At 65.6% G+C, this 25,495-nt stretch carries 30 protein-coding genes, 1 tRNA gene and 2 pseudogenes; 23 read left to right on the top strand and 10 right to left on the bottom strand.

The features are described from left to right. Positions 1–115 precede the first annotated feature (115 nt). Both FZ983_RS24715 and FZ983_RS24710 read left to right on the top strand, forming a co-directional pair. On the top strand, positions 116–577 hold the full coding sequence (locus FZ983_RS24715) for a cytochrome c (RefSeq protein ID WP_149226383.1): 462 nt from the start codon (positions 116–118) through the stop codon (positions 575–577). Beyond that, a complete protein-coding gene (locus tag FZ983_RS24710; protein ID WP_211102979.1) occupies positions 574–1,461 on the top strand; it encodes a trypsin-like peptidase domain-containing protein in 888 nt (295 codons plus the stop codon). Before FZ983_RS24715 ends, FZ983_RS24710 begins: the two co-directional genes overlap by 4 nt. A gap of 50 nt (positions 1,462–1,511) precedes the next feature. Here the strand turns inward: FZ983_RS24710 and FZ983_RS24705 are convergent, their stop codons facing one another. After that, positions 1,512–1,790 carry a hypothetical protein gene (locus FZ983_RS24705; RefSeq protein ID WP_149226381.1) on the bottom strand — a complete coding sequence of 93 codons (279 nt, stop codon included), beginning with the start codon at positions 1,788–1,790 and terminating at the stop codon, positions 1,512–1,514. 222 nt (positions 1,791–2,012) lie between these two features. Here FZ983_RS24705 and FZ983_RS24700 point away from each other — a divergent pair, with 222 nt between their 5' ends. After that, on the top strand, positions 2,013–3,902 hold the full coding sequence (locus FZ983_RS24700; protein ID WP_247883963.1) for an alpha/beta fold hydrolase: 1,890 nt from the start codon (positions 2,013–2,015) through the stop codon (positions 3,900–3,902). Positions 3,903–4,147: 245 nt separating this feature from the next. On the opposite strand, the gene FZ983_RS24695 is transcribed toward FZ983_RS24700, so the two are convergent. Next, the gene (locus tag FZ983_RS24695; RefSeq protein WP_247883969.1) at positions 4,148–4,378 is read right to left on the bottom strand and encodes a DDE-type integrase/transposase/recombinase; all 231 of its coding nucleotides are present in this window, start codon (positions 4,376–4,378) and stop codon (positions 4,148–4,150) included. 433 nt (positions 4,379–4,811) lie between these two features. Here FZ983_RS24695 and FZ983_RS34890 point away from each other — a divergent pair, with 433 nt between their 5' ends. Next, positions 4,812–5,063: a DUF3775 domain-containing protein gene (locus FZ983_RS34890; protein WP_282187039.1), complete on the top strand. Its 252-nt coding sequence runs from the start codon at positions 4,812–4,814 to the stop codon at positions 5,061–5,063. Positions 5,064–5,154: 91 nt separating this feature from the next. Here the strand turns inward: FZ983_RS34890 and FZ983_RS34885 are convergent. From FZ983_RS34885 to FZ983_RS24670, 3 genes and pseudogenes are all read right to left on the bottom strand, one after another. Further along, positions 5,155–5,730 (bottom strand): annotated as a pseudogene (locus FZ983_RS34885) (NAD(P)H-dependent oxidoreductase). Next, positions 5,727–6,401 carry a PEP-utilizing enzyme gene (locus FZ983_RS24675; RefSeq protein WP_247883962.1) on the bottom strand — a complete coding sequence of 225 codons (675 nt, stop codon included), beginning with the start codon at positions 6,399–6,401 and terminating at the stop codon, positions 5,727–5,729. The pseudogene FZ983_RS34885 and the gene FZ983_RS24675 overlap by 4 nt, the downstream one beginning before the upstream one ends. A gap of 47 nt (positions 6,402–6,448) precedes the next feature. Then, a pseudogene (locus FZ983_RS24670) lies at positions 6,449–6,565 on the bottom strand (IS5/IS1182 family transposase); the annotation flags it as partial. A gap of 278 nt (positions 6,566–6,843) precedes the next feature. Between FZ983_RS24670 and FZ983_RS24665 the strand changes: the two are divergent. Together FZ983_RS24665 and FZ983_RS24660 are read left to right on the top strand one after the other, a co-directional pair. Next, the gene (locus FZ983_RS24665) at positions 6,844–7,230 is read left to right on the top strand and encodes a hypothetical protein (RefSeq protein ID WP_149226371.1); all 387 of its coding nucleotides are present in this window, start codon (positions 6,844–6,846) and stop codon (positions 7,228–7,230) included. 22 nt (positions 7,231–7,252) lie between these two features. Further along, positions 7,253–8,077, top strand: a complete 825-nt coding sequence (locus tag FZ983_RS24660) for a Crp/Fnr family transcriptional regulator (protein WP_188092497.1) — start codon at positions 7,253–7,255, stop codon at positions 8,075–8,077. Between the two features lie 79 nt (positions 8,078–8,156). Here FZ983_RS24660 and FZ983_RS24655 read toward each other — a convergent pair whose 3' ends face one another. Then, positions 8,157–8,678 carry a BCAM0308 family protein gene (locus tag FZ983_RS24655; RefSeq protein ID WP_149226366.1) on the bottom strand — a complete coding sequence of 174 codons (522 nt, stop codon included), beginning with the start codon at positions 8,676–8,678 and terminating at the stop codon, positions 8,157–8,159. A gap of 84 nt (positions 8,679–8,762) precedes the next feature. On the opposite strand from FZ983_RS24655, the gene FZ983_RS24650 reads away from it, so the two are divergent. Together FZ983_RS24650 and FZ983_RS24645 are read left to right on the top strand one after the other, a co-directional pair. Further along, positions 8,763–9,758, top strand: a complete 996-nt coding sequence (locus tag FZ983_RS24650; protein ID WP_149226364.1) for a universal stress protein — start codon at positions 8,763–8,765, stop codon at positions 9,756–9,758. A 38-nt stretch (positions 9,759–9,796) separates the two neighbouring features. Beyond that, positions 9,797–10,057, top strand: coding sequence for a hypothetical protein (locus FZ983_RS24645; RefSeq protein WP_149226362.1), 261 nt, complete (start codon positions 9,797–9,799; stop codon positions 10,055–10,057). Positions 10,058–10,059: 2 nt separating this feature from the next. Here the strand turns inward: FZ983_RS24645 and FZ983_RS24640 are convergent, their stop codons facing one another. The 3 genes from FZ983_RS24640 to FZ983_RS24630 form a co-directional block, all read right to left on the bottom strand. Then, positions 10,060–10,371 carry a GYD domain-containing protein gene (locus FZ983_RS24640; protein WP_149226360.1) on the bottom strand — a complete coding sequence of 104 codons (312 nt, stop codon included), beginning with the start codon at positions 10,369–10,371 and terminating at the stop codon, positions 10,060–10,062. Between the two features lie 133 nt (positions 10,372–10,504). Next, positions 10,505–11,200: a phosphoribosyltransferase gene (locus FZ983_RS24635; RefSeq protein WP_247883961.1), complete on the bottom strand. Its 696-nt coding sequence runs from the start codon at positions 11,198–11,200 to the stop codon at positions 10,505–10,507. A gap of 33 nt (positions 11,201–11,233) precedes the next feature. Further along, positions 11,234–11,656, bottom strand: a complete 423-nt coding sequence (locus FZ983_RS24630; protein WP_282187038.1) for a phasin family protein — start codon at positions 11,654–11,656, stop codon at positions 11,234–11,236. A gap of 149 nt (positions 11,657–11,805) precedes the next feature. Between FZ983_RS24630 and FZ983_RS24625 the strand changes: the two genes are divergently transcribed. The 15 genes from FZ983_RS24625 (at position 11,806) to FZ983_RS24565 (ending at position 24,803) form a co-directional block, all read left to right on the top strand. Continuing rightward, the gene (locus tag FZ983_RS24625) at positions 11,806–13,311 is read left to right on the top strand and encodes an HAD-IC family P-type ATPase (protein ID WP_348771071.1); all 1,506 of its coding nucleotides are present in this window, start codon (positions 11,806–11,808) and stop codon (positions 13,309–13,311) included. A gap of 84 nt (positions 13,312–13,395) precedes the next feature. Next, positions 13,396–13,953 carry an Hsp20/alpha crystallin family protein gene (locus FZ983_RS24620; protein ID WP_149226356.1) on the top strand — a complete coding sequence of 186 codons (558 nt, stop codon included), beginning with the start codon at positions 13,396–13,398 and terminating at the stop codon, positions 13,951–13,953. Between the two features lie 75 nt (positions 13,954–14,028). Next, positions 14,029–14,799: a hypothetical protein gene (locus tag FZ983_RS24615; RefSeq protein WP_247883959.1), complete on the top strand. Its 771-nt coding sequence runs from the start codon at positions 14,029–14,031 to the stop codon at positions 14,797–14,799. 4 nt (positions 14,800–14,803) lie between these two features. Next, complete coding sequence (locus FZ983_RS34880; RefSeq protein ID WP_247883958.1) at positions 14,804–15,100, top strand: hypothetical protein; 297 nt, start codon at positions 14,804–14,806, stop codon at positions 15,098–15,100. 136 nt (positions 15,101–15,236) lie between these two features. Continuing rightward, complete coding sequence (gene acsA, locus FZ983_RS24610) at positions 15,237–16,994, top strand: acetate--CoA ligase (protein WP_149226354.1); 1,758 nt, start codon at positions 15,237–15,239, stop codon at positions 16,992–16,994. Further along, positions 16,991–17,998, top strand: a complete 1,008-nt coding sequence (gene pdhA, locus FZ983_RS24605; protein ID WP_149226352.1) for a pyruvate dehydrogenase (acetyl-transferring) E1 component subunit alpha — start codon at positions 16,991–16,993, stop codon at positions 17,996–17,998. The genes acsA and pdhA overlap by 4 nt, the downstream gene beginning before the upstream one ends. Continuing rightward, positions 17,995–19,005, top strand: coding sequence for an alpha-ketoacid dehydrogenase subunit beta (locus tag FZ983_RS24600; RefSeq protein WP_149226350.1), 1,011 nt, complete (start codon positions 17,995–17,997; stop codon positions 19,003–19,005). Before pdhA ends, FZ983_RS24600 begins: the two co-directional genes overlap by 4 nt. Positions 19,006–19,019: 14 nt before the next feature. Next, entirely contained in the window at positions 19,020–20,186 is a 1,167-nt protein-coding gene (locus FZ983_RS24595; protein WP_247883957.1) for a dihydrolipoamide acetyltransferase family protein, read from the top strand. Then, on the top strand, positions 20,183–20,452 hold the full coding sequence (locus FZ983_RS24590) for an acyl carrier protein (RefSeq protein ID WP_149226346.1): 270 nt from the start codon (positions 20,183–20,185) through the stop codon (positions 20,450–20,452). Before FZ983_RS24595 ends, FZ983_RS24590 begins: the two co-directional genes overlap by 4 nt. A gap of 19 nt (positions 20,453–20,471) precedes the next feature. Continuing rightward, positions 20,472–22,520, top strand: a complete 2,049-nt coding sequence (locus FZ983_RS24585; RefSeq protein ID WP_149226344.1) for an isoamylase — start codon at positions 20,472–20,474, stop codon at positions 22,518–22,520. A gap of 140 nt (positions 22,521–22,660) precedes the next feature. Then, a complete protein-coding gene (locus FZ983_RS34515; protein ID WP_149226342.1) occupies positions 22,661–22,912 on the top strand; it encodes a hypothetical protein in 252 nt (83 codons plus the stop codon). A gap of 61 nt (positions 22,913–22,973) precedes the next feature. Then, entirely contained in the window at positions 22,974–23,453 is a 480-nt protein-coding gene (locus FZ983_RS24575; RefSeq protein ID WP_149226340.1) for a hypothetical protein, read from the top strand. A 273-nt stretch (positions 23,454–23,726) separates the two neighbouring features. Further along, positions 23,727–23,855, top strand: a complete 129-nt coding sequence (locus FZ983_RS35130; RefSeq protein ID WP_282187035.1) for a hypothetical protein — start codon at positions 23,727–23,729, stop codon at positions 23,853–23,855. Positions 23,856–23,883: 28 nt separating this feature from the next. Then, positions 23,884–24,057, top strand: a complete 174-nt coding sequence (locus FZ983_RS24570) for a recombinase family protein (protein WP_149226338.1) — start codon at positions 23,884–23,886, stop codon at positions 24,055–24,057. After that, on the top strand, positions 24,054–24,803 hold the full coding sequence (locus tag FZ983_RS24565) for a recombinase family protein (RefSeq protein WP_149226335.1): 750 nt from the start codon (positions 24,054–24,056) through the stop codon (positions 24,801–24,803). Before FZ983_RS24570 ends, FZ983_RS24565 begins: the two co-directional genes overlap by 4 nt. Positions 24,804–25,331: 528 nt before the next feature. Here the strand turns inward: FZ983_RS24565 and FZ983_RS24560 are convergent. Beyond that, positions 25,332–25,408: transfer RNA gene (locus FZ983_RS24560), tRNA-Met, on the bottom strand. Positions 25,409–25,495 lie beyond the last annotated feature (87 nt).

The following is a 25,495-nucleotide window of genomic DNA, read 5'->3' as shown; positions in this document are numbered from 1 at the left end:
CTTGGCGGCTCCAAGGACAGGATCGGACTTTCAAGTCGGCCCGGCATTAATCCCGGTTAAGGCCCCACGCTCCGCCTTCCGTCATTGTGTCCCGACACCAATGATGGAGGGCACCATGCACCCCACCCTGTCCGGCGGGCGGTTCCTCGCCCGGATCGTCGCGGTTGCGGGCATTGCTGCGCTGTGCTCGCCGGCCTTTGCGCAATCGCGCTCCGAAAAGACCACCGGGAAAGCCGACGACCCGATCGGCCAATCCTCCTACTTCGCCAACTGTGCGGTGTGCCATGGCCGCACCGGTCATGGCGACGGTCCCTATACCGATTACCTCACAAGGAAGCCGGCGGATCTGACCACCATCCGCGAGCGCAACAAGGGCGTCTTCCCGCTCGACTATCTCTACGGCATGATCGACGGGCGCGAGGCGATCGGGGCGCATGGCCCGCGGGAGATGCCGGTCTGGGGATCGGCGTTCCGGGCCGAATCGGTACAGGACTTCTGGCCCTGGGGGTCGGAGCAGGTCGTCCGCGGAAAGATCCTTGAGCTGGTCTATTACATCCAGACAATCCAGGGCAAATGACCGGTTCGGCCTGCCGGTGCGAGTCGCGCGCCGGCCAGGAGGTGCGGCGATTTCAGGCAGGGGCGCAGCGCATGTCTCGACAGACCGGAAAGCGGATCGTCGATCTGGTGCGACGCACGGCGATCGGATCGGCGGTGCTGGCGGGAGTCGGCGCCTGCGCCCTGAACGGCACATTCGAAGCGCCGAGCGCCATGCCCACCCTCGCCCCCATGCTGGAGCGGGTGCTCCCGGGGGTGGTCAGCATCGCGGCAAGCGGCCAGTTCTCCGCCGAGGAGATGGCCCTGATCCGCGACCCGGAATTCCGCGCCATGCTCGGCCTGCCGAAGCGCATGGGGCCGGAGGAGGGCCGGTTCCTCGTCCAAGGATCCGGAATCGTCATCGACGCGCTCTCGGGCTCCATCCTCACCACCCGCCACCTCGTCGACGGCGCGGACGAGATCACCGTCACGCTGAAGGACGCGCGGAGCCTCCCCGGCCGCATCGTCGGCACCGACGCGGCCGGCGATATCGCGGTGATCCAGGTCGAGGCGCGCGACCTAGCGGCAGTGCCTTTGGGGAATTCCGACGATCTGCGCGTGGGCGATTTCGTGGTGGCGATCGGGAATCCGTTCGGTCTCGCCCAAACCGCGACGCTGGGGATCGTCAGCGGGCTGGGCGCGCGCAATCCGACCGAGCCCGACGGTTCCTTCATCCAGACCGACGCCTCGATCAATCCGGGCAATTCGGGCGGAGCCCTGGTGACTCTCCGGGGCGAACTGGTCGGGGTCAACGACAGTCTGATCGGGTCATCGGTCAGCAACAGCGGCATCGGCTTCGCCATTCCGATCGCCCGGGCGAACCGCAGCATCGACCGTCTTCTCCGACGAAACGTCACCCGGCCCTGATCCGGATGAAGTCGGCCGTCCCCCAACCGCTGTCCTGCCGGCTTGGTCCGTCAGGAATTGACGGTGCGGGCCGCCACATGGTCCTGCAGGAAATGACACAGGACGAGTTTCAGCAGCGCAGTCCGTTCATGCTGGCCATGCGCCTTCGCGTCGGCGATGTCGTCCTCGATCATACGGCGGATTTCGCCCTGCCCCGCTTCAGTCGCGACCAGATAGCTGCCCAGTTCGGAGGCGACGATCTCCGGCAGATGCTCGTGCGTGGCGATCGCGTCGATCTCCTCCTTGGTCAGTCCGCTCATGCCGACGCAATCTTCGAAGGTGATGACCATGGCCCGTCTCCCCATCTGGCGGTTTTGAAGTTCGACAATGGCGGTTCGCAGTCCATTGCCGGCCTCCCTGAACGGCATCCGTGCAGCCGTGTCGGGAGAATGACGCCATTCAGCCATGACTTTCCGATGCCGGCCTTAACCGGCGTTAAGGCCGGACCCTTCCTATGCTGCTGGGATAGGTGAACCGTTGCAAAGACGGTCGCAAAGCCAAGGAGAAGAGCCATGCCGATGGCCCAACTGAAAGCCGAAGGACGTGTCGCCTCCAACCGGTCCGACGCCGCGCCGGCAACGGTGGTTCCGGTGGCTATTCCGGCACCTCCACCCGGAGCGGCGATGCGCAGCCCGGCCTATGGATTCCCCTATCTGCCCTTCAGCGGCGAGATCATCGACCGGCTGGTGCATGCGTGGCAGGGGCGTTTCACCCTGTCGATCTCGCCGGCAGCGGTAACGCTGGCCTTTGCCGACTGGGCGATGCATCTGGGCAATGCGCCGGGCAAGCAGGCCGTCCTGGCCGACAAGGCCATGCGCAAGCTGGTGCGGCTCATGGTCTATGCCGGCGCCGCGGCCGTCGATCGCGATACCCCGCCCTGCATCGAACCGCTGCCGGGCGACCGCCGCTTCTCCCATCCCGACTGGCGGCAGTTTCCCTATTCGCTCTATGCCCAGTCCTTCCTGCTGGCACAGCAGTGGCTGCACAACGCGACCACCGGCGTTCCCGGCCTGTCGCAGGCCAACGCCCGCATCGTGCCATTCGTCGCCCGTCAGCTTCTCGACGTGGCGGCGCCGACCAACAATCCTTTCACCAATCCCGAAACCCTGCGCACGGTCATCGCCACCGGCGGAATGAACTTCGCCTTCGGCATGGCGAACTGGGCGGAAGACGCCCTGCGCCTGATGACCGGACAGCGGGCGAAGGGCTTCGATGCCTTCCAGGTCGGCCGGGACGTGGCGGTGACGCCGGGAAGCGTCGTCTTCCGCAATGAGCTGATCGAACTGATCCAGTACGCGCCATCCACCGCACGATCGGCCGGCTCGGTCCATGCCGAACCGGTGCTCATCGTGCCGGCCTGGATCATGAAATACTATATCCTCGACCTGTCGCCTGAAAACTCCCTGATCCGCTATCTGGTCGGCCGCGGATTCACGGTGTTCGCCATCTCCTGGCGCAATCCGGGGCCGGAGATGCGCGATTACGGTCTCGACGAATACCGGCGGCTGGGGGTGATGGCGGCGCTCGACGCCATCGGCGCGATCTGCGGCACGGAAGAGGGACCGCCGCCGGTGCACGCCTGCGGCTATTGCCTGGGCGGCACGCTGCTGACGATTGCCGCCGCCGCGATGGCCCGCGACGGGGACCGGCGGCTGAAGACGATGACCCTGCTCGCCGCCCAGACCGACTTCACCGAGGCCGGCGAACTGATGCTGTTCATCAATGAAAGCCAGGTCGCCTATCTGGAGGACATCATGTGGGAGGCGGGATACCTCGACACCACGCAGATGGCCGGCGCCTTCCAGATGCTGCGCTCGAACGATCTGATCTGGTCGCAGATGGTCCAGCAATATCTGCGCGGCCGGCGGCCCGAGGTGACCGACCTGATGGCCTGGAATGCCGATGGAACGCGGCTGCCCTACCGGATGCATTCGGAATACATGCACCGGCTGCTGCTGGGCAACGACCTGTCGGAAGGACGCTACAAGGTGGAGGGCCGCCCGGTCGCCCTGTCCGACATCCGGGCGCCGATCTTCGCCGTCGGGACGCGGCGCGACCATGTGGCGCCCTGGCGGTCGGTCTACAAGATCAACCTGCAGAGCGACACGGCCATCACCTTCCTGCTGACCGACGGCGGCCACAATGCCGGCATCGTCGCCGGCCCCGACCGTCCCGACCGCCAGTACCGCATGAGCGAGCGGGGACCGAACGACCGCTATGTCGACCCCGACCTGTGGCTGGACTCGACGCCTGCCGCCACCGGGTCGTGGTGGCGTCCCTGGGCGGACTGGCTGGACCGGCAATCGGACGCGGAGCCGGTGGCGGCGCGGCCTGTCGGGTCTGTGAAGCACGACCTCGGCCCGCTCTGCCCGGCGCCGGGACAGTATGTCCTTGAACGGTGAGGCGGGCCCACCCCGCTGGCAGCCGTTTCTCCAGCTCCATCAGCACGAACAGCCCGGCCCCGACGGCGATCATCGCCACCCAGGCGGTGACTCCGACGGCGGCGGGGATGGCTGTGCTGGTGAATGGGGCCATGGGCAGACAGGAGTTGCTGTACGTGCCGGGGTGACGTGAACCGCTTCGTCCGCCGCTCCCGCTGGCGGGTCGGCCGATGCGAGTTCTCGGCCCAGCTGTTCAAGTGGCGACTTTAGCGAAGTTCGGCCTGCGGGATGATCGTCCGCTTGGCGGCGCCATAACTCCCGTGTTTGTCGGTCACCACGACCCGCAGCACATACCGCAAGCCCTTCAGCAGCTTCGTAAAGAAGCGCTTGGCCGCCTTGCTGTCGCGCCGGCTCTGCACCAGGATATCGAGCACCGCCCCCTCCTGGTCGACGGCGTGCCAGAGGTAATGTTGGACGCCATTGAACTTGAGGAACACCTCGTCCAAGTGTCAGCGATCACCGGGTCGCGGACGCCGGCGGCGGAGCCGGTTGGCGAAGGTCTGGGCGAACTTGCGGCACCAGCGCCGGACTGTTTCGTAGGAAACCTCGACGCCGCGCTCAGCCTAGAGCAGCTCAACGTCGCGGAAGCTGAGCGGAAAGGCGTGGTAGAGGCAAACCGCATGGGCGATCAGCTCGGCCGGAAAACGATGGCGGAACTGCGGATCAGGATCACGTCTCATCACGCTACCATGCCCAGTGCCGCTTGGGCTCGCCAACCCCGCAGTTTATGTGACAATGCCGCCGTGGCGCCGCCGTGGCGCCGCCGCGGCCATGACCCTGCACTTGGCTGAGATCAGCGGCCAAGTGAGCAAGGGCCATCAAGCGGTGCTCATCCTCGACGGCGCCGGCTGGCACCAGCCCGATCCGACCCTGGCGGAACTGAAGGACGCCATCGACGGCCTCGACGACGACGAAGTGGTCGATGTGATCGCGATGGTCTGGCTGGGGCGCGGCGATTTCTCGGCGGACGAATGGACCGAGGCGCAGGCGCTGGCCCGGGAACGCCATACGGACCGGTCCGCCGATTATCTGATCGGCATCCCCAACCTGGGAGACTGCCTGGAGGAGGGTGCCGCCCAGCTCGGTTTTTCCTGCGAGGAATTCGAAATCAACCGGCTTTAGGACGGATCGGCGGCGGAATGGTCGAGGCGCGGCTTCGGCATCCATTCCGGTCCGACGGGGCCAAGCGGCGGGGCCAAGCCGCAAGCCCCATTCAGAAATGGTCGCGCACGGCCGCGCGGATGCGGCGGATGTCGTCGACCTGCGCGGGCGTGGTGTGCGGCCCCAGATCGTCTAAATGCAGATGCTCGACCACCCTGATGCCGCATAGACCCATGATCGCAACGTCCTGTGTCACCGTGAAGGCCTGCCTCTCCCCGGTCGCCTCCAGAAAGGCCATCGGGGCGCCGGAACTCGTGACGATCAGCCCCTTGCGCCCATGCAGTTTGCCGTCGACCTCCTCGCCCCGCATTTCCCAGGCAAATCCGTAACTGAAGACACGGTCCACATAGCCTTTCAGCATCGCCGGCATGCCGGCCCATCAGATCGGAAACACGAAAGAAACAGCCTGGGACGCCGTGATGAGGTCCTGCTCGCGCTGGATGTCTTCGGGTACCGGACCCGTGCCGGCCAGTTCCTCCTCCGAAAGGACCGGGTTGAAGCCCATGACGTAGAGGTCGCGGACGGTGACCGCGTGCCCGCATTGATCCAACTCGTCCACATAGGCGCCCACCGCCTGCCGGATGAAGCTGCCGGAGCGCGGATGCGCGAAAACGACGACGTGCTTCATGACACTCCTCCCGTTCCGGGCTCGCGCGGCGCGCGGCCGAGTTTCCGTTCCAGTTCCACGACCGCGCGCAGCGTCTTGAGCACGCTGTCCGGCGTCAGGCTGATGGAGTCGATGCCCAGGCGCACCAGGAACAGATCCAGGCGCTCCACCCGGAACGGCACGGCGCCGTCATAAACCTTGCCGGTTTCATCCTCCGCGCAGGAGACGGTCACCGTCTGCCCATCGCGCAGGGCCTCCGTCGCGCGTTCGGCTCCGGCCACGGCTGGAATGCCCAGTTCGCGGGCGACGATGGCGGCATGGCAGGTCCGGCCACCCCGGTTGGTGACGATGGCGGCGGCTGTCTTCATCACAGGCTCCCAATCCGGCGTCTTGGTGTCGGCCACCAGAACATCGCCCGGACGGAAGGCCGACAGATGGTGGGCATCGGTCACGACGCGCACCGTCCCGGTGGCCATGCGTCCGTCGACTGCGCGTCCCGACGCGAGCACGGTCCCCTTCGCCTCCGGAACGAAGCTCTCCAGTTCCAGCGCCGTCCGCTGGGAGGCAACGGTCTCCGGCCGGGCCTGGACGATGTAGAGGCCGCTGTCCAGTCCGTCCTTGGCCCATTCGATGTCCATGGGCTGGCCGTAATGGTCCTCGATCCGGATGGCGTATCCGGCAAGCCGCAGCACCTCCCCGTCGGTCAGGCAGAAGCGCTCGCGATCGGCGTCGGGGGTGGATCGGGAACCGGAGGATCCGGGCCGAGCAAGTGCATGAGTGAGCCCGGAAAACCCTCAGTCTGACGCCGTGGACAGCCAAAGGCGAGGCGCTGCATCAGCCCGGCCTCGACGGCTATGTCCAAGGTGCGGGGAGTTCCCATGTACGGCATCTGGGGCTCGGCTTCGGCAGGTGGCTTCTATACCCACTCACCCTCCTGACCGCCACCAGCCGGAAATTTCTATACCTACTTTGTAGGTGTCTATCATTTTGAGTAGGTCACAATCCATTCTGTATAGTTCATCGCATTTTTGACTCAGATCAAATCATCTATCGCTCCTAGGGCGCAAGTTCCGTATACTCGGTGAATTTCCCAATTCTCGACGTCGTTCTATGACAGTTCTGTGGGGACGAACCATGTCGTCATCGCATGGCTTTTCGAAAAGCGAAGCGCTCTACGCGGAGCTCTTGAGTTTTTCTGTTGCGGCACTCGCAACCGGTTCGCACAGCGACCACGCTCTCCTGCTGCTGCACAAACGCTACCGGGAATCCGAAGACGGAGAAACAGCCCGGCGGAAGTGGCTGCTGCGCTCGCTGATCAGCACCCCCGCCCAAACGCCACTCGGCGTCGCCGTCAAGCTGACTGTGGCCTGTCGTCTCGATGGACACCTGGATGCGGCACAGGAGGCGGCGGAAGGCCCCATCGGCAGCCACATCATCGTTTCAGCCCTGATCGACTCGCTGGCGCAGGCGCAAATGCTCCCCCAGCTGCGCCCGGCAAATCCGAGCGAGCCGAGACATTAGGCAAATGCGAGAAAGGCGTCCCATGCGGCCCGAATGCCAATCCTGCCCGGTTCGACGCGACGGGCTATGCGCAAGCGCCTCCGACGCGCAACTCCAGGCGCTCGGCACCATCAAGCACCCGCTCTGGCATGTGCCTGCGGGCGGCTGCGTCTTCGCCGAAGGGGACGGCAGCGAGATGGTGTTCATCATTCGCCGCGGCTGGGCAGCGGCGTCCGTCTTCCACGAGAACGGGCGTCGCCAAGTGCTTCGCTTCGCCATGCCCGGAAGCATGGTCGGGTTCGAGACGACCGCCGACGGCTGCATGCCCTGCACGGTGGAGGCGCTGACCGATCTCACCGCCTGTCCGATCCCGCGCCAGTCGCTGATGCGGTTCTGCCAGACCGCACCGGAACTGACGTTGCGGATGTGGTCGCTTCTGGCGGCGGAGACGATTTCGGACTGGCGTCTGCTGGGCGGCCTCGGCACCTGCACCGCGGCCGAGCGGATCGCCCGCCTCCTGTTCGCGCTGTGCCAACGCCAGCTCCGGGAAGCCGGCGGCGGCGTGGACGAGTTCGCGCTTCCGATCAGCCAGACGGTGATCGCCGACGCGACCGGCCTGACCTCGGTTCATGTCTGCCGGACCTTGAAGGAGATGCGGGCCGCCGGGCTGCTGTCCTTCACCAAGGGGCGCCTGCGCGTGATGGACTGGCAGCGGCTGGCCGGTCTGGCGGAGATGACCGCAGCGCCGGCGCCCTGCTCCGCATTCCTGCCGCCGCCTCCGGGGTTGGAGCCGGGCACATGGTACGGGGGTACCTGGCGCAGTCCATCCAGCCGATGCCATGGATCATCGCCCATCGGCCCATCGTGACCAAGCGGCGCAGGCAAGACCGGCCCACGCCACCTGGTCCGCATCGCCTGTGAAACTTCGCTCCCAGCCGGTCCGCTTCTCAATCTGCGTGCCAATTCACCCTGAGGGAGCACTCGCCCTCAGCGTACTTCCACGTCACTTCACCCTGGTGATGGCGCTCGAGCGCTTCGGCGATTCGCCGGGGCAGGTGAAGATCCGTGGTCGTCACGTTGATCCCGTCGGCGGTGTCGTGGATGTCCATGATCCTGTTGAGCGGATGCTCGGCGGTCTCCAGTTTCTCCTGATGACGGACCTGCGCCATGATCTCGGCACGATGGGCTTGGACGAAGGCGCCACTCATCGTCAGGATGCCGGCCGGGATCCGCTCCTCGATGCGCTGGCAGGCCTGGCAGACGGTCTCCGTCGCATTGGCGGAACTCGCCCCCCACCGCCAGCGACCATCCTCGTAGACCGCGTGGCAGCGTGAACAGACGCTGGGATCTGCGGGTTTGAGTTCCGATTTGTAGGGGTCGTGCTCCTTCTCCTGGATCAGCCGGTCTCGCCGTTCCGGTTGCAGGCGGTCATCGATGGCCGAGCGGCTGTTCTGAGGTTTTTGTCCCATGGCCACGTCCTCCCCGGTGAGCGGAAAGCGGTATACTCGCGCCCAGGCAAAACGCCGCCTTAACCTGGATAAACCTGTTTACGATTGACTGAAGATTCACCGTCGGGGTCGATCAGGTTAACCTGGATCAAGGTGGGCCGCGATTTTTGGCGCGACGGTACGGAACCTATCCTCCGCTGCAGGAGACGGTTCATGATCAAGCATATTCTTGTCCTTCTCGACGGCGACGCCGCCGACGAACGGGCGCTGAACGCCGCCTTCACCCTCGCCAAGCTGTTCAATGGGCATGTTGATGCCGTCCACGCCCGGCCCGACCCGCGGGTAGCCATTCCACTGGTTACCGAGGGCTTCTCATCCGACATGCTGGATCGCCTGATCCGGGAGGCGGAGCAGGCGGACCAGGAACGGACATCGCACGCAAGGCACAGCTTCGACATCGCAGTTGCGGCCGCCGGCATTCACTGTGTCGGCTATCCTGACGCCGTTACCGCCATCGCGTCCGGTTCCATCACGGCGACTTGGCGCGAAATGGTTGGCCAGCCGGAGGACATTCTCACTCAGCGCGGGCGCTGTGCCGACCTCCTCCTGTTCGCGCAGCCATTCGATGCTCCGGCCAATGTCCTGCGGCTGGAGACGGCATTGTTCGAAACCGGTCAGCCGATCCTGCTGGCGGCACCAGGCTTGGATCAAGAGGCGCTTTCATCGATCGCAATCGCCTGGGACGGCAGCCGGCAAGCGGCAAGGGCGATCGCCGGGGCCATGCCGCTCCTGCGGCGGGCGCGGAATGCCACCATACTGACTGTGGACGGAGGCGATGACGGCAATGGTCCGACGGCGCCGATGATCACATGCCTTTCCGACCATCTGGCCTGGCACGGCATCTCCGTGGCGGTCGACGTCCTGCACAGGGATGGCCGCCCGACCGGCAAGTTGCTGACCGGAAGGGCGAAGGAGATCGGTGCGGGACTTCTGGTCATGGGCGGCTACGGACACAGCCGGTTCCGGGAAATGGTCCTGGGCGGCGTAACCCGTCATGTGCTGGGGACCGCTCTCGGATGTTCGGTCCTGATCGCACACTGAGGCGGCCAGCCACTGATAGTCCGGCATGGGAGGCATCGATGACGCACGACGGAATGCTGCTGTTCGATCTGGACCCGCATTGGCGGCATGGCCGCCGGATCGCCACCCATCTTCTGAAGATTTACGAGACGCGGAGCGGGGACAGGGCCGATCCTCATCTGGTCGCCTTCTATCGCAGTGTCCGCGCCTGTATCCGCATCCGGCTGGCCGCACACCGGCTGGCCGATGCCACTGCCGCCCAGTGGAGACGGCGGTTGGAACGCATCGATCAATATCTCACATGCATCGAGAAACTTTGACCCTATTCGGCCAGAGGATCGGAGGTCCGAACAGCGGCATCGATGGGATGCAACTCGCTTGCCCCCCAGATTTCGGTGTGGGCGTAACCGGACGCACGGACGGTGGTCGCTACCCTCATTGCCGCGTCAATCCCTGGAGCGGTGAAGATGTCGAGGAAGTCGTAGGGACCGAGAACGGCAAAGCTGCTTCGCCATTGGACATCCGGGCAGTTCTGGCCGATCTGTTCGGCGAGGTGCTGCCGGACCTTGTCGGTGGATTTCGGTGGAGCTTTCGTCCCCTGGATAAGCCGTGTCAGCATGATGAATGTGGCCATGGCGTGCCTCTCCATTCCCGTGGCCGCAGGCTGGGAGGTCAGCCGGGCAGCCGAGCTGCGTTCATGACGTTTCTTCGGCTTTCACAATGGACGCCAGGGGAGCGATCCTCGTTAACCGAGATCAAGAGATCGCTCAAAATTGTCCGGCAGCGTCGAGGAGATTGATCACGTCGGAGTCATCCAGTTGGCGGAAGTCGCGGTAGAACGCTCCGATGGACATGAAAGAGGCAGGAGTTTCCAGACAGATGACCGTGTCGGCTGTTTCGGTGAATGCAGCCAGACTGTCAGCCGGTGCCACCGGAACGGCCAACACGAGCGCCTTCGGCCCCTCCTTGCGCACCGCCTGAAGAGCGGCGAGCATGGTGGCACCTGTGGCAATGCCGTCATCGACCAGGATGGCGGTACGGCCGGCTATGGCAGGCTGACGCCGACCTGCGAGGTAAGTGGTGCGGCGTCGCTCCAGTTCCTTGAGTTGACGACCTGTCTCCTCTTCGAGCCATGAATCGGGCAAAAGAAGGCCGACGTTGGAATTGATCACCGTCTCGATCGCCGCGTTCCCTCCTGCCCCACAACTGGCAATCGCACCGATCGCCAGTTCCGGCTGGTACGGAGCACCGAGTTTGCGGACCAGAACGAGCCCGAGCGGGGCGTGAAGCCTCCTTGCGATCTCCACCGCCACCGCAACACCACCGCGCGGAAGGGCCAGGACAACGGGCGCCTGATCCCGCAAGGGCGCCAGCGTGTCGGCCAGCCGCCTGCCGGCATCGGTCCGGTTCCTGAAAAGGGCCGTGATTCCGTTTCCCCCTTCCATCGCCGGCCAGTGACCCATGTCCCCTCCCGGTGCTTCTTCAGGACAGCGGCTTCAGCCGCGCGCTTCCTCGGGCTTGCCGTCGCGCCGACCCTCGGCGTTCCGAAAGCGCCGTTCCCTCGGATGGAAGGGCCGGTCGACCGATGCGCTGGCGGATGCCTGTTCGGCCATGGCACGGGACATGCCCTGCGCCTGCTCGATCGCCGCGGTCGCCTCTTCCGACCAGCGCTTCAGACGGTCGGCCATCCAGTCGTTCCAGAGAGAGGATCGTTCCGCCGCATCCTCCACCGTTCCCATCCGCTCCACGGTGGACAATGCCGATTGGAGATCGTCCTGGCGATGTTCCAGCCAGTTGCGGCTCATGGTCTCGAAGCCGCCGAACAGGTTCGACTGCATGCGCAAGATTGCCTCGGCCCGCTGCAGAAAGTTGGTTTGCAGCAGTGTGTTGGCGGTCCATATTGGAAACGCGCCTTCCATTTGGGGGGAAGCCGGTGTGTTGATCGCGTGGCTCCTCATCGATACTCCTCCTCTTCTGCCCGGCATTTGCCGCCGGCCAGCCCAGGCTGGGCATCGCGGGATTTAGAAGAGAATCTTTTTCCCGGCCATTAATCCACGTTAAGAACAACATGGCACATCCGGACGGGAATACTTCTTTGGAGATTCCGAGGCCGAAATTGGCTGATCGGTTCGGCCTTCGGCGGATGGGAGTTCAGGAGGACAGGATCACGGACGATATCTGGACGAAGCCAATCTCCGCCGTCCTGACGGAGCTGGGGACCACGAGCATCGGGTTGGCTCGGACCGAGGTGGCTAGCCGCCGCAGACGATACGGGTTCAACCGCCCCACGACGCATCACCGCCGGCCGCTGTGGCTGGAATTCCTGTCGCGTTTCCTCAATCCGCTCGTTCTCATCCTGCTGTTTGCCAGCGCCTTGTCGGCGGCCACCGGCAATCTCACCAGCTTCGTCATCGTCTTCATCCTGGTCATACTCAGCGTCACCCTCGACTTCATCCAGGAAATGCGGGCGGAAAGCGCGATCGATGCTTTGCGCCGGTCCGTCGACATCCGTGTCCAGGTCCGACGCGATGGTGTCGAGATCTCGGAAGCGGCGGATCTGCTGGTTCCCGGCGACATCGTCCGTCTGGCTGCCGGGGATCTCGTGCCGGCCGATTGCCGTCTCATCGAGGCACGCGACCTGTTCGTCAACCAGGCGACGCTGACCGGAGATCCCTATCCGGTCGAGAAGCGCGCCGATGCACTCTGCCCATCGGCCGGCGGACCAGCCGAGGCGATCAACACCGTCTTCATGGGCTCCTCCGTCATCAGCGGCAGCGCCACCGCCGTGATTTGCCGAATCGGCGACGCCACCGTCTTCGGCCGGCTGAGCGGTAGCCTGACGGCATCGCCGCCGCCCACCGCCTTCGAACTGGGCATCCGACAATTCGGGTTTCTGATCCTGCGGCTGACCATCTTCCTGGTTCTGTTCGTTCTGGCGGTGAATATCCTGTTTCACCGCCCCTGGCTCGACTCGCTGATGTTCGCCCTCGCCCTGGCGGTCGGGCTGACGCCGGAACTTCTGCCGATGATCGTCACCGTCACGCTGGCGCGCGGTGCGCTGCGCCTTGCCAAGCGCCGGGTGATCGTTAAGCGGCTGGCCGCCATGCACAACATCGGCGTCATGGACGTGCTGTGCACCGACAAGACCGGAACGCTGACCGAGGCCACGATCCGCATGGTCCGTCATCTGGATTGCCTTGGCGCGGAGAGCGAGCGCGTCTTCCGGCTGGCCTACCTGAACAGTCATTTCGAGAGCGGCATCAAGAGCCCCCTGGATGAGGCCGTCATCGCCTTCCGCAAGATGGACGTGACGGGCTGGGAGAAGATCGACGAGGTGCCGTTCGACTTCGAGCGGCGGCGGTCGTCACCTATCTGGCCCTGGTCGAAGCGATCAAGCGGCAGTTCTTTCGCCACACCGCTTTGCATTGGAAGGCACGCCGCCCGCGCTCCAGACCATCCTGGCGAAGCTGATTCTCGCTGTCGCGCCGCCACCGGCCTGCAACACGACCGTTGTTCGGGGCCGCCGAAGCACGGCATCGACCACCTTCTCCGGCAAAACGTCGCGCGGCCTTAATCCAGATAAAGGCGGCCGACCCCGTCGGGTGCTAAAGACCATCGCGTCACAAGGGTAATCCCGAGGGTAAACCAGGAGGATGCCATGAGCATGACTGAAACGAGCGCCGGCGAAAAGCCGAAGGAGCTCAAGACCACCGGCATGGCGGCCAAGGAAGTGGCGGAGCGCAATCGTCATCCGCTTTTCGCCCTGCGCGAGGAGTTCGACCGCCTGTTCGACGAGGCGTCGTCCATGCTGCGCTTCCCGTGGAGCCGCCGCCCGGTATTCGGCCTGGAGCCGCTGTTGCGCAGCGACGCCGATCTGGAAGCGATCGTGCCCCCGGCGGAAGTGGATGAACGGGAGACCGAATACCGCGTCACCTTGGAAATCCCCGGCATGGACGAGAAGGACGCCGAGGTTTCCATCCAGGACGACATCCTGACCGTCAAAGCCGAGAAGAAGGAGGAGACGGAAGAAAAGGACAAGAACCGCTATTTCTCTGAGCGCCGCTATGGACTGTGCGCCCGCACCTTCCGGCTGCCAACCAACGTGAAGGCGGACGCGATCACGGCCAGCATGAAGAACGGCGTCCTCACCATCGTGCTGCCGAAGAGTGAGCCGAGCAAGCCGACCAGGCGCACCATCGAAATCGCCAAGGTCTGACTTCCCGGCGCCGCCGGCTGCTGTGTCGGGCCGCGACATGGCAGCCGGCGCAACGCATTCGGGCGGGAGACGGCCATGAACATCCATCCCGGTCCACTGTGCGATGGCGACAATCTTCTGCTTACGGACCTCTACGAGGTCGCCATGGTCGACGCTTACCTCGACCACGGAATGAACGGCACTGCATCATTCGAGTTGTTCGTCCGCACCCTGCCGAACCAAAGGAATTTTCTGATTGCAGCCGGTCTCGAACGGGCGGTTGCCTTCCTGGAGACGGCCAGATTTGCTCCGGACGATCTGGCATGGCTGCGCGACCATGCCCAGTTGTCGAACCGGACCGTGGAGTATCTTGGAGACTTCCGCTTCTCCGGGGATGTGGACGCGCTCCCCGAAGGGACGGCCTTTTTCGCCCATGAACCGATCCTGCGCGTGACGGCGAGCCTGCCGGAAGCGCAGATGATGGAAACGCGCCTGATCAACCTGATTCACCTTCAGACCGTCATCGCCTCAAAGGCCGCAAGGCTGGTGTTGGCGGCGGACGGCCGCCCGCTGTTCAACTTCGGTCTGCGCCGGGCACACGGCGCTGAAGCCGGGCTCCTGGCTGCACGAGCAGCATACATCGCAGGCTTCGCCGGAACGGCAACCGCTTCGGCAGGCCGGCGTTTCGGCATTCCGATCGTCGGGACGATGGCGCATTCCTTCGTGCAAGGACAGTTTCGGTATCGGCACCAGCCTGACCACCTCCAGCGACGTGCCCGCGCTCGATTGCGCCTACAAGCTGGTCGAGTATGCCGGGTTGCCTCGCCGCAAGCGCTCGCCCGGCAAAGCGACTTGGCCGGTGCGTAAACAGGTGTTCCGCAGCTACGATGCCGGCGGCCGGATCCGGACGGACCTGCTGTCCGTCGCCGAAGCGCAGGAGCCGGGGCGTCCGTTGCTGATCCCGGTTATGCGAAACGGGCGCCGCGTCGGGACCCTGCCGGACCTGACCGCGATCCGCTCCCGCACTGCGGCTGAATTGGCGAGCCTGCCGGAGCCGGTGCGAGACCTGACGCATCATGCGACCATTGAAACCGTCATTTCGCCCGAACTCGAGGCGCTCGCCGAACAGGCCGACAGCATCGGTCAGGTCCGACCGGACCATCCATAACGGCAGGAATTCGAATTTCCGGGCGGCTTCTAACCTAGGTTAAACCCAGCCATGGGACGCGGGCGTAACCTGCTGCGCGATACCGCCATCATCAGCGCCTGCTCGCCGGGCGGTACGTTCAGGATGAGGTGCACCCATGCCCTGGGAGACCATTTGCAAGCGACCTGACGACAAGGCCACCGCCGTCCTGACGGATTACGATCAGGCCCGCGCCGCCTTCACCTGGTCGGGGGCACGCGCCGATCTGGACGGCCTGCCGGACGGGGGGCTCAACATCGCATACGAGGCCATCGACCGGCATGTCGCGCATGGCCGGGGCGACCGGATCGCCCTGCGCTGGCTGGCCAAGGATGGAACGTCCCGTGAGTTCCGGTACTGCGATCTGGCTGAGCACTCCAGCCGGTTTGCAGGTCTCCTGCGCTCACTGGGCGTCGGCAAGGGCGAGCGCGTCTTCAGCCTGCTTGGTCGTCAGCCCGACCTGTATGTCGCCGCCCTCGGCACGCTGAAGAGTGGCTGCGTCTTCTCGCCCCTGTTCTCCGCCTTTGGCCCGGAGCCCATAAGAACGCGCCTGTCGCTCGGCGACGGCCGGGTGCTGGTGACCAGCGAAGCGCTCTACCGTCGCAAGATCGAACCCTGGCGCAACGAGCTTCCCGGATTGAAGCATGTGCTGCTCGTCGACGGCGGAGCCGGGCCGGGCGACGGTGTCCTGGATTTGCGGCGCGCGCTGGCGACGGCGTCGCCGGACTTCGCCTGTGCGCAAACGGCACCGGACGACATGGCTCTTCTCCACTTCACCAGCGGCACTACCGGCCGTCCGAAGGGAGCCGTGCATGTGCACGAAGCCGTGGTCGCCCACCATGTCACGGCCCGCTGCGCCCTCGACCTGCGGCCCGGGGACGTCTTCTGGTGCACCGCCGATCCCGGTTGGGTGACCGGCACCTCCTACGGCATCATCGCTCCGCTGACCATCGGCGCCACGCTGCTGGTGGATGAGGCGGAGTTCGATGCGGAGCGGTGGTACGGCATCCTCCAGCGGGAGCGCGTCACCGTCTGGTACACCGCCCCCACCGCCATCCGCATGCTGCTGAAGGTGGGCGCGGAGGTGGCGCGGCGCTACGACCTGTCGTCGGTGCGCTTCATGGCGAGCGTGGGGGAACCGCTCAACCCCGAGGCCGTGGTATGGGCACAGGAGACGTTCTGCCGCCCCTTCCACGACAACTGGTGGCAGACCGAAACCGGCGGCATCATGATCGCCAACTACGCCTCCGCCGACGTGAAGCCGGGGTCCATGGGCCGCCCGATCCCCGGTGTGGAGGCGGCAATCGTCGAACGAACATTCGACGGCCGCATCCATCCGGTGGAAGAACCGATGACCGTCGGTGAATTGGCCCTGCGGCCCGGCTGGCCCTCCATGTTCCGCGGTTATCTGGGCGAGGAGGAACGCTATCGGCGCTGCTTCGTCGACGGCTGGTACCTGAGCGGCGACCTCGCCATGCGCGATGCCGACGGCTATTTCTGGTTCGTCGGCCGCGCGGACGATGTGATCAAGTCCGCCGGCCACCTGATCGGCCCCTTCGAGGTCGAGAGCGCGCTCATGGAGCATCCCGCCGTGGCCGAAGCCGGGGTGATCGGGGTTCCCGATCCCATCGCCGGCGAGGCGGTGAAGGCCTTCGTTGCGCTGAAGCCGGGCTGGACACCGTCGGATGCGCTGCGCAAGGAGTTGCTCGGGCATGGCCGCACCCGGCTGGGTCCGGCGGTCGCCCCGAAGTCCATCGATTTCCGGGCCTCCCTGCCGCGCACGCGCAGCGGCAAGATCATGCGCCGTCTTTTGAAGGCGCGCGAGTTGGGCCTGCCCGAAGGCGATCTGTCGACGCTGGAAAGGGACGAGCGATGAGCGACCAGTCTCCGGCCCCGCATGCGAAGCCCCACCTGACCCGCGACCATCTGCTCGACCTGCTGCGGCAGATGGTGCGCATTCGCCGATTCGAGGAGCGGTGCGGCGAACTGTACCAGCAGGAAAAGATCCGCGGCTTTCTTCACCTCTATATCGGCGAGGAGGCGGTCGCCGCCGGGGTGATGGGGTGCCTGCATCCCGAAGACGCCGTCGTCGCCACCTACCGCGAGCATGGACACGCCATCCTGCGCGGCGTCCCGATGACCGCAGTCATGGCCGAGATGTACGGGAAGGCCGAAGGCTGCAGCCGCGGGCGCGGCGGATCGATGCACCTGTTCAATGTCGGCACCCGCTTTTTCGGCGGCAATGCCATCGTCGCCGGTGGGCTGCCCCTGGCGGTGGGCATGGCGCTGGCCGACCGCATGCGTGGCCGGCCGCGGGTGACCGCATGCTTCTTCGGCGACGGCGCCGTTGCCGAGGGCGAGTTCCATGAGAGCCTGAACCTCGCCGCGCTGTGGAAACTGCCGGTCCTGTTCGTCTGCGAAAACAACCTCTACGCCATGGGCACGCGGCTCGACCGGGCACAGTCGCAGACCGACCTGCACCTCAAGGCCGCCGTCTATCAGGTCGCGTCGGAGGCGGTGGACGGCATGGACGTCGTCGCCGTCGAAGCCGCGGCACGGCGCATGACCGATGCGATACGCGATGGCGCCGGGCCGCAATTCCTCGAATGCCGGACCTATCGCTTCCGCGCCCATTCCATGTTCGACCCCCAGCTCTACCGCGACAAGGCGGAGATCGAGGATTGGAAGCGCCATGACCCCGTCGCCCGGCTGTCCGCCTGGATGCGGGAAACCGGCATGCTGCACGACGCCGATCTCCCCGCCATCGAACGGGAAACCGAGGCGGAGATCGAGGCGGCGGTCGCATTCGCCGAGGCCGGGCAATGGGAGCCGGTCGAGGATCTGGCGAAGGACGTCTATACCCGCGAGGTGCATCCATGACCGATGCGGACATCACCGTGGCGGCGAGCAGCCGTACGATCACTTACCGCGATGCCATGCGCGAGGCGCTTCGTGATGCGCTGCTGCGCGACGAGCGGGTCTTTCTGATGGGCGAGGATGTCGGGTGCTACGGCGGTTGCTACGCCGTGAGCAAAGGCCTGTACGACGAGTTCGGGCCGGACCGCATCCGCGACACGCCGCTGTCGGAATCCACCTTCGTCGGCGCCGGCATCGGCGCCGCGCTGAACGGCATGCGTCCGATCGTCGAGATCATGACCGTCAACTTCAGCCTGCTGGCGCTCGACCAGATCGTCAACAACGCAGCGACGCTCCGCCACATGTCCGGCGGACAGGTGAGCGTGCCGGTGGTCTTCCGCATTCCGACCGGGGCGGGGCGCCAGTTCGCCGCCCAGCACTCGCACAGTCTGGAGGGCTGGTATGCCCATGTGCCGGGCCTGCGGGTGGTGGCGCCGGCCACCCTGGAGGACGCGCGCGGCATGCTGTGGACCGCACTGCAAGACCCCGACCCGGTGGTGATGTTCGAGCATGTGATGCTCTACAATATGGAAGGCACACTGGCTGCCACGACCGGTCCGGTCGACATCGACCGCGCGGCGATCCGCCGCCCCGGCACGGACGTGACGCTGATCACCTACGGCGGCAGCCTGTCCAAGACGCTCGCCGCAGCGGAAGCCCTGGCGGCGGACACTATATCGGCGGAGGTCGTGGACCTGCGCAGCCTGCGGCCGCTCGATGGCGAAACCGTGCTGGCCTCGGTCGCCCGCACCCGCCGGGCGGTGATCGTCGACGAAGGCTGGCGGACCGGCAGCTTCGCCGCGGAGGTCAGCGCCCGCATCATGGAGGGGGCGTTCTGGTCGCTCGACGCCCCGGTGGCGCGGGTCTGCACGGCCGAGGTACCGATCCCCTACCCCCGGCATCTGGAGCAGGCGGCGCTTCCGCAACCGGCCGCCATCGTGGCGGCGGTCAAGGCGCTGATGGGGGCGTGATGGGCATTTTCCGCATGCCGTCTCTGGGTGCCGACATGGAGGCGGGCGTCCTGGTCGAGTGGCTCAAACAGCCGGGCGATACCGTCGCCCGCGGCGACATCGTCGCCGTGGTGGAAACGCAGAAGGGCGCCATCGAGGTCGAGACTTTCGAGGCCGGCGTGATCGAACGGCTGCTCGTCACTCCCGGAACCACGGTTCCGGTCGGCACACCGCTCGCCCTGCTCGCCGGAGCCGGCGAGACCGTCGTGCTGCCCATCCCCGAGCCGCAGCCATCGGTGTCCCCTCCCCCGCCGATGCGGGCGCCGGTGCCGCTCCCGTCCCCTCCGGTCACGTCCCCTCCAGTCACGATGGCGACCGCCCATCCGCCGGCGTCGCCGGCGGCACGGCGGCTGGCGGCCGAGCGCGGCATCGCCCTGACCGCCATTGCCGGCAGCGGGCCAGGAGGCGCCGTGCTTCTGGCCGACGTCGAGCGGGCTGCCGCTACACCGTCCGCCGCCTCGCCGGCGCGCGGACTGGATCTGGCGCAGATGCGGCGGGCGATCGCTGCGGCCATGGCGCGCTCCAATCAGGAAATCCCTCACTACTACCTGAGCACCACGGTGGCCCTGGCCAAGGCGAACGCCTGGCTCACGGAACGGAACACCGGGCGCCCGCCCGAACAGCGGCTGCTCCTGGCGGCACTGCAATTGAAGGCCGTCGCACTGGCCTTGCGCCGCCTGCCCGAGTTCAACGGATCCTGTATCGACGGGATGTTTCGACCGGCCGAGGGCATTCATATCGGCACCGCGGTGGCGATCCGCGGCGGCGGCCTCGTCGCCCCCGCGATCCACCACGCCGACCGGCTGACGGTGGACGAGGTGATGGCCCGCCTGCGTGACTTGGTCGCCCGGGCACGCTCCGGACGGCTGCGCAGCTCGGAACTGGCGGATCCCACCATCACCGTCACCAGTCTCGGCGATCGCGGGGTAGAGGGGGTGTTCGGTGTCATCTACCCGCCGCAGGTCGCCATCGTCGGCTTCGGCAAGCCGGTCGAGCGGCCTTGGGTGGTGGATGGGCAGGTCGTTCCATGCCCCGTGATGACGGCGACCCTCGCGGCCGACCACCGGGTCAGCGACGGCCACCGTGGCGCCCTTCTCCTTGCCGAAATCGATCGTCTGCTGCAGGAGCCCGGATCGCTATGACGCCCGACGATGTAAGACGTGTGGTGCTGGAGGAGCTGAGCAACATCGCTCCCGAAGCCGACCTTGCCCTCCTCGATCCTGCGGCCGACCTCCGGGAGGCCCTGGACATCGACTCCATGGATCACCTGAACTTCGTGACGGCGCTGCACAACCGGCTGGGCGTCGCGATCCCCGAGGTCGATTACCCGCGCCTGATCACCCTCGATGGAGCGATCGCCTACCTCATGGCCGATCCGGCGATCGCGGCAAAAGCCGGGATCGCATGACGCGGAGGGCGATGTTCCGATGGACGATTGGACAAGACACGAAGGCTCACCCTCGCCGCTGGGAGTTTCCTTCATCCCCGACGAAGACGCCTACAACTTCGCTCTTTATTCCAAGCACGCGACATCCGTCACTCTGTTGCTTTTCTCCGCACAGAATCCGATTGACCCCATTGCGATCCAGCCCTTCGATCCCCGCCGCAACAAGAGTGGCCGTATCTGGCACTGCCGGTTGCCCGTGACCACGGTCGACCGCGCGACCTACTATGCGTATCGAGTCGACGGACCGCGCGCGCCGGCCGAGGGGCAGCGGTTCGATCCCGAGAAGACCCTGCTCGACCCTTATGCGACGGCGGTCTTCTTTCCGCCCGGCTTCAGCCGTGAGGCCGCCCGGCATCCGGGACCCAATCCCGGCCGTGCTCCCCTCGGCGTCCTGCATGCTGAGGCGTCCGGCTTCGACTGGGCCGGCGACCATGCCCCGCGCCATACCCATGACACCATCATCTATGAACTGCATGTCCGCGGGTTCACCCAACGGGCAAACTCCGGCGTTCCGGCCGACCGGCGGGGCACCTTCGCGGGCCTGATCGACAAGATTCCATACCTGCGGGACCTCGGCGTCACGGCGGTCGAACTGATGCCCGTGTTCCAGTTCGATCCCCAGGAGGGAAATTACTGGGGGTACATGCCGCTCAACTTCTTCGCCCTGCATCACACCTACGCGGCCCACCCCGAGCCGGCCGGCCAGCTCGACGAATTCCGGACGCTGGTCAAGGCGCTGCACGCCGCCGACATCGAAGTCATCCTCGACGTGGTTTACAACCATACGGCCGAGGGCGACGAGAACGGCCCCACCTACAGCTTTCGCGGCGTCGACAACACCACCTACTACCTTCTGGCCGAAGACCGCCGCCGCTATCGCAACGACAGTGGCACCGGGAACGTGCTGCATACGGCCAACCGCTATGTCTCCGGCATGGTCATGGACAGCCTGCACCATTGGGCGCGGCAGTTCCGCATCGACGGCTTCCGCTTCGATCTCGCCTCGCTGTTCACGCGCCGGGATGACGGCTCCATCGATCTCAACGAGCCGCCGGTGATCAGCGCGATCCAGACGCATCCCGATCTGGCGCGCCTGCGGATGATCGCCGAAGCCTGGGACGTGGTCAGCTACCAGCTCGGCCGCTCCTTCCCCGGAACCACATGGCTGCAGTGGAACGATACGTTCCGCAACGAGGTCCGATCCTTCATTCGTGGGGATCGAGGGGTCACCGGCGGCCTGATCCGCCGGCTCGGCGGCAGCGACGACATCTTCCCCGACACGCCCGAGGACGCCTATCACGCCTATCAGAGCATCAATTTCGTGACCTGCCACGACGGCTTCTGCCTGTACGATCTGGTCAGCTACGACCGGAAGCACAACGAGGCGAACGGCGAAGGAAACCGGGACGGCCGTGACGATAACCGATCCTGGAATTGCGGCTGGGAAGGCGACGTGAATCTGCCAGAGGCCGTGGCCAGGCTTCGGCGCCGGCAGGCGAAGAACCTGTTCTGTCTGCTGATGCTGGCGAACGGCACGCCGATGGTCGTGGCGGGCGACGAGTTTCTGAATACGCAGCGCGGCAACAACAACCCCTACAACCAGGACAATGAGACGACGTGGCTCGACTGGGATCTGCTGCGGACCAACGCCGACTTTCACCGCTTCTGCCAAGCGATGATCGCCTTCCGCAAGGCCCATCCCACGCTATGCCGCAGCCGCAGCTGGCGCGAGGATGTGACGTGGTTCGGAACAACCGGCAGCTTCGACCCTTCGGCCGACAGCGGCACGCTTGCCTTCCTCCTGCGCGGCGGCACGCAGGCCGATGTCGACCTCTATGTCATGATCAATGCCTCGGCGGCGGAGCAGGAGTTCCTGATTCAGGATACCGCGCCACAGGGCTGGCGCCGGGTGATCGACACCGCGCTCGAAAGCCCCGGCGACATCGTGTCCCAAGACGATGCGCCACCGGTCACCGGACCGCACCTCAGGGTGGAGGCGCGGTCGATCGCCGTGCTCGTCCGGCGCTGACGCGCCGCGCTGAAATCCGGGGACCCTACCCCCAATATCCGCCCCGGATGTGCATTGCTCTTAACCTCGATAAAGGCGGTGGCCAGATTCCTTTGGGATACTCTCCGGACGGATGAGCCCCGAGCCTTGGGAGGTCGGCCATGGCACCGATACCGCACCTCAGCTACGTCGTTTGCCAGAACGAAAATCATTGGACCGTCGGCTTCGCACCGGGCGACGATTGCGGAAAATACCCGTCGCGACGGGCGGCCCTGCAGTCCGCGCTGCATGATGCGGTGCGGGTTCGGGAACTGGGATATGACGTCGATGTCTGGGTCCGCCGGAAGGATGGATCGCTGCGGCGGATCCCGGATCGGATCAATTTCGACAACTCCGCATCCGCCCGGACATGACTGTTCCAGTGCCGACCGTGCCGGGAGCTCACACCATCCGACCCGCCCACGGGAGCGACGGATGAGTCTCTTCAAATCACCGTGCCTGGCGCGGCAGTTCCTTTCGGTATATGGCCCTATTCACGAGCATTGCCGCCCGCGCCGACACCTCATGCCGGCTGCAGAATGTTGGGTCTACCGGGCGGAGGCCTTCGCCCTCCGGCAAGCCCCCCATGCGACCGATCTCAGCGCCCGGGTGCGCTCAGTCATCGAGGCACTTCTCCTCGATGTTCTGTGGCGCCGCACCGTACTGACCGGCTCCCATTTCGACTTGCGCCCAATCAATCCGGAGCGCTATGCACGCGATTTGCTCAAGCTGGACACGGTCGGACGAAACAGCGGCCTGACGCTGCCTGGCCTGTACAACGTCACCATGATGCGCGCGATCGCCAAACAGCGACTGCGCTTCGAAGCGGTGGAGGCATTGGTGTCTCTGCGGGCGCAGGGGCAGTCCTGCTGGGCCGGCACCTTGACGCTGTTGCCGCACTATCACGGATGGTGAAGGGAGGAAATACGCTCACCACCGGCCTTTTCAACGCTATCAACATCTTTGTTTCCTTCGAGCCGTCCTCCGAGGCAAACGCGGAAGCCATGAGGAACACGAGTGCGGCACGCTGTCCTGCAGCCGGATCGGATTGGTTTCCGATCCGCAATCGCAGGAGCGCTACCATGCCCGTGTCCCGCCGCAAGACCGATCTCGCCGCTCCCGCCCCCCTCAGAACCGTCGGAAGCGGACCACCGCCTCCAGCGTGCAGAGCAACCCCTGCTGGACCTGGTGCGCCTGATTGCCCGAACCGAAGCCCGCCGCATCCTGCGCTCCTCCCGCGGCGTCACCGACCTTCGCATGTTGGTGCTGATCGCCCTGATCAGTCTGACCATCATGATCGGCGTCATCGTCCCCTGATCTCCTTCGCTGGAAAGGACACCCCCTCATGATCCGCAAGCCGAACTCCGGCCAGTCCAACGGCACCATCGGTGAGCGGGTGGGCATCTACGCCCGCTACTCCGATCAAAAGCAGGACCCCTCCTCCCTCCTGGCCCAACTGGCACTCTGCCGGGATTTCGCCGCTTCCAAGGGGTGGGAGGTGAATTCACCGACGCAATGATCAGCGGCGCCACCAAGGCGCGGGATGGCTATCAGGCCATGCTACGCGCCGTCGACGCCGGCGGCGCGGACATCGTCTTTGCCGAGGCGCTCGACCGCCTGACCCGCGATCCGGAAGAGAGCCACGCGCTGTTCAAGCGGCTCAAGCACCGGAGGGTCCGTCTGGTGACGCTGGCGGAGGGCGAGGTCAGCAACATCCACGTCGCCGTCAGCGGCATCTCCAACGCCCTCTACCTCGAGGCCGTCGCCTTCAAGACGCGGCGCTCGATCCTCGACAAGGTCCGCAAGGGCGAGATCATCGTCGGCCTTTCTTATGGCTACCGGGTGGTCAAGGTCCATGCCGAGGACGGCACGCTGGTCGACCGGCAGTGGGAGATCGTCGAGGAGCAGGCGGCGGTCGTTCGGGACATCTTCACCGCCTTCGCCGGCGGCCACAGCCCCAAGCGGATCGCCCGCGACCTTAACGAACGCGGCGTTCCCGGCCCCCGCGGCGGCATCTGGCGCGACACCACCATCCGCGGCCATCACCAGCGGACGAGCGTGTACCTCAGCCGCTGTGGGACCGGGTGCAACAGCGGCTGCAGGCGATCCGAAACGGCGCAGCATCTACTGCCATCAGCGACTTGCGCCCCTGGGAGCACCGCCGCCAGCATCAGCTCACCGGCCTTGTCGTCTGCGCCAATCAGGGCAGTGTCCGGCGGATTGTGTTGGAGGAGGTGGTCCTGGACACCCTGCGCGACCGGCTGATGCAGGACGACATGGTGGCGGCCTTCATCGCTGCCTTCCGAGAGGCGGTTCGGACGGATGGGCAGGAACAGACTGCTGAACAGCGGCGGATGGAAGCCGAATTGAGGAAGGTGCGTCAGGATCTCGATGGACTCGACGCCACCGCACGGCAGGGCCGGCTGACCGATCACCTGCACCGGGTGATGGTCGAGTTGGAGGCGAAGGTCGAATCGCTGGAAGCGGCGCTGGCCTCCCCTCCCTCACCGCCGGTGGTCCTGCCCGACGATCTGGCGTCCCTCTACCGGGAGCGGATCGCCGATCTGGCGGCAACGCTGGAGGACCCGGACCACCGGATCGAAGCGCGCGACCGGCTGCGCCCGCTGATCGAGCGTGTTGCGGTACGCTTCGGCACTGCCGATGCCCGGGGTGTCGAGATCGAGCTGGAGGGCGACCTGGTGGCGCTGCTCAGCCTTGGGCTGGGCGCAAACGCACGAAAGGCCGGCGCTGCGGGAGCGTCCGGCCTTTGCGAACAGGTGCGTTCGGTAATGGTGGTTGCGGGGGCAGGATTTGAACCTGCGGCCTTCAGGTTATGAGCCTGACGAGCTACCGGGCTGCTCCACCCCGCGGATGTCTCAGTATGGGATGATGGATGTCGTGACGATGCCGGCGATTTGAGCTTTGGATTGAGTGTCTCTTGAGCCTGAGTGACCTGG

Origin of the sequence: Azospirillum sp. B21 (assembly GCF_008364825.1) — a bacterium.
GTDB lineage: Bacteria > Pseudomonadota > Alphaproteobacteria > Azospirillales > Azospirillaceae > Azospirillum.
Note: the sequence above shows the minus strand (reverse complement) of the source record. Positions and strands in the feature narration are given on the sequence as shown.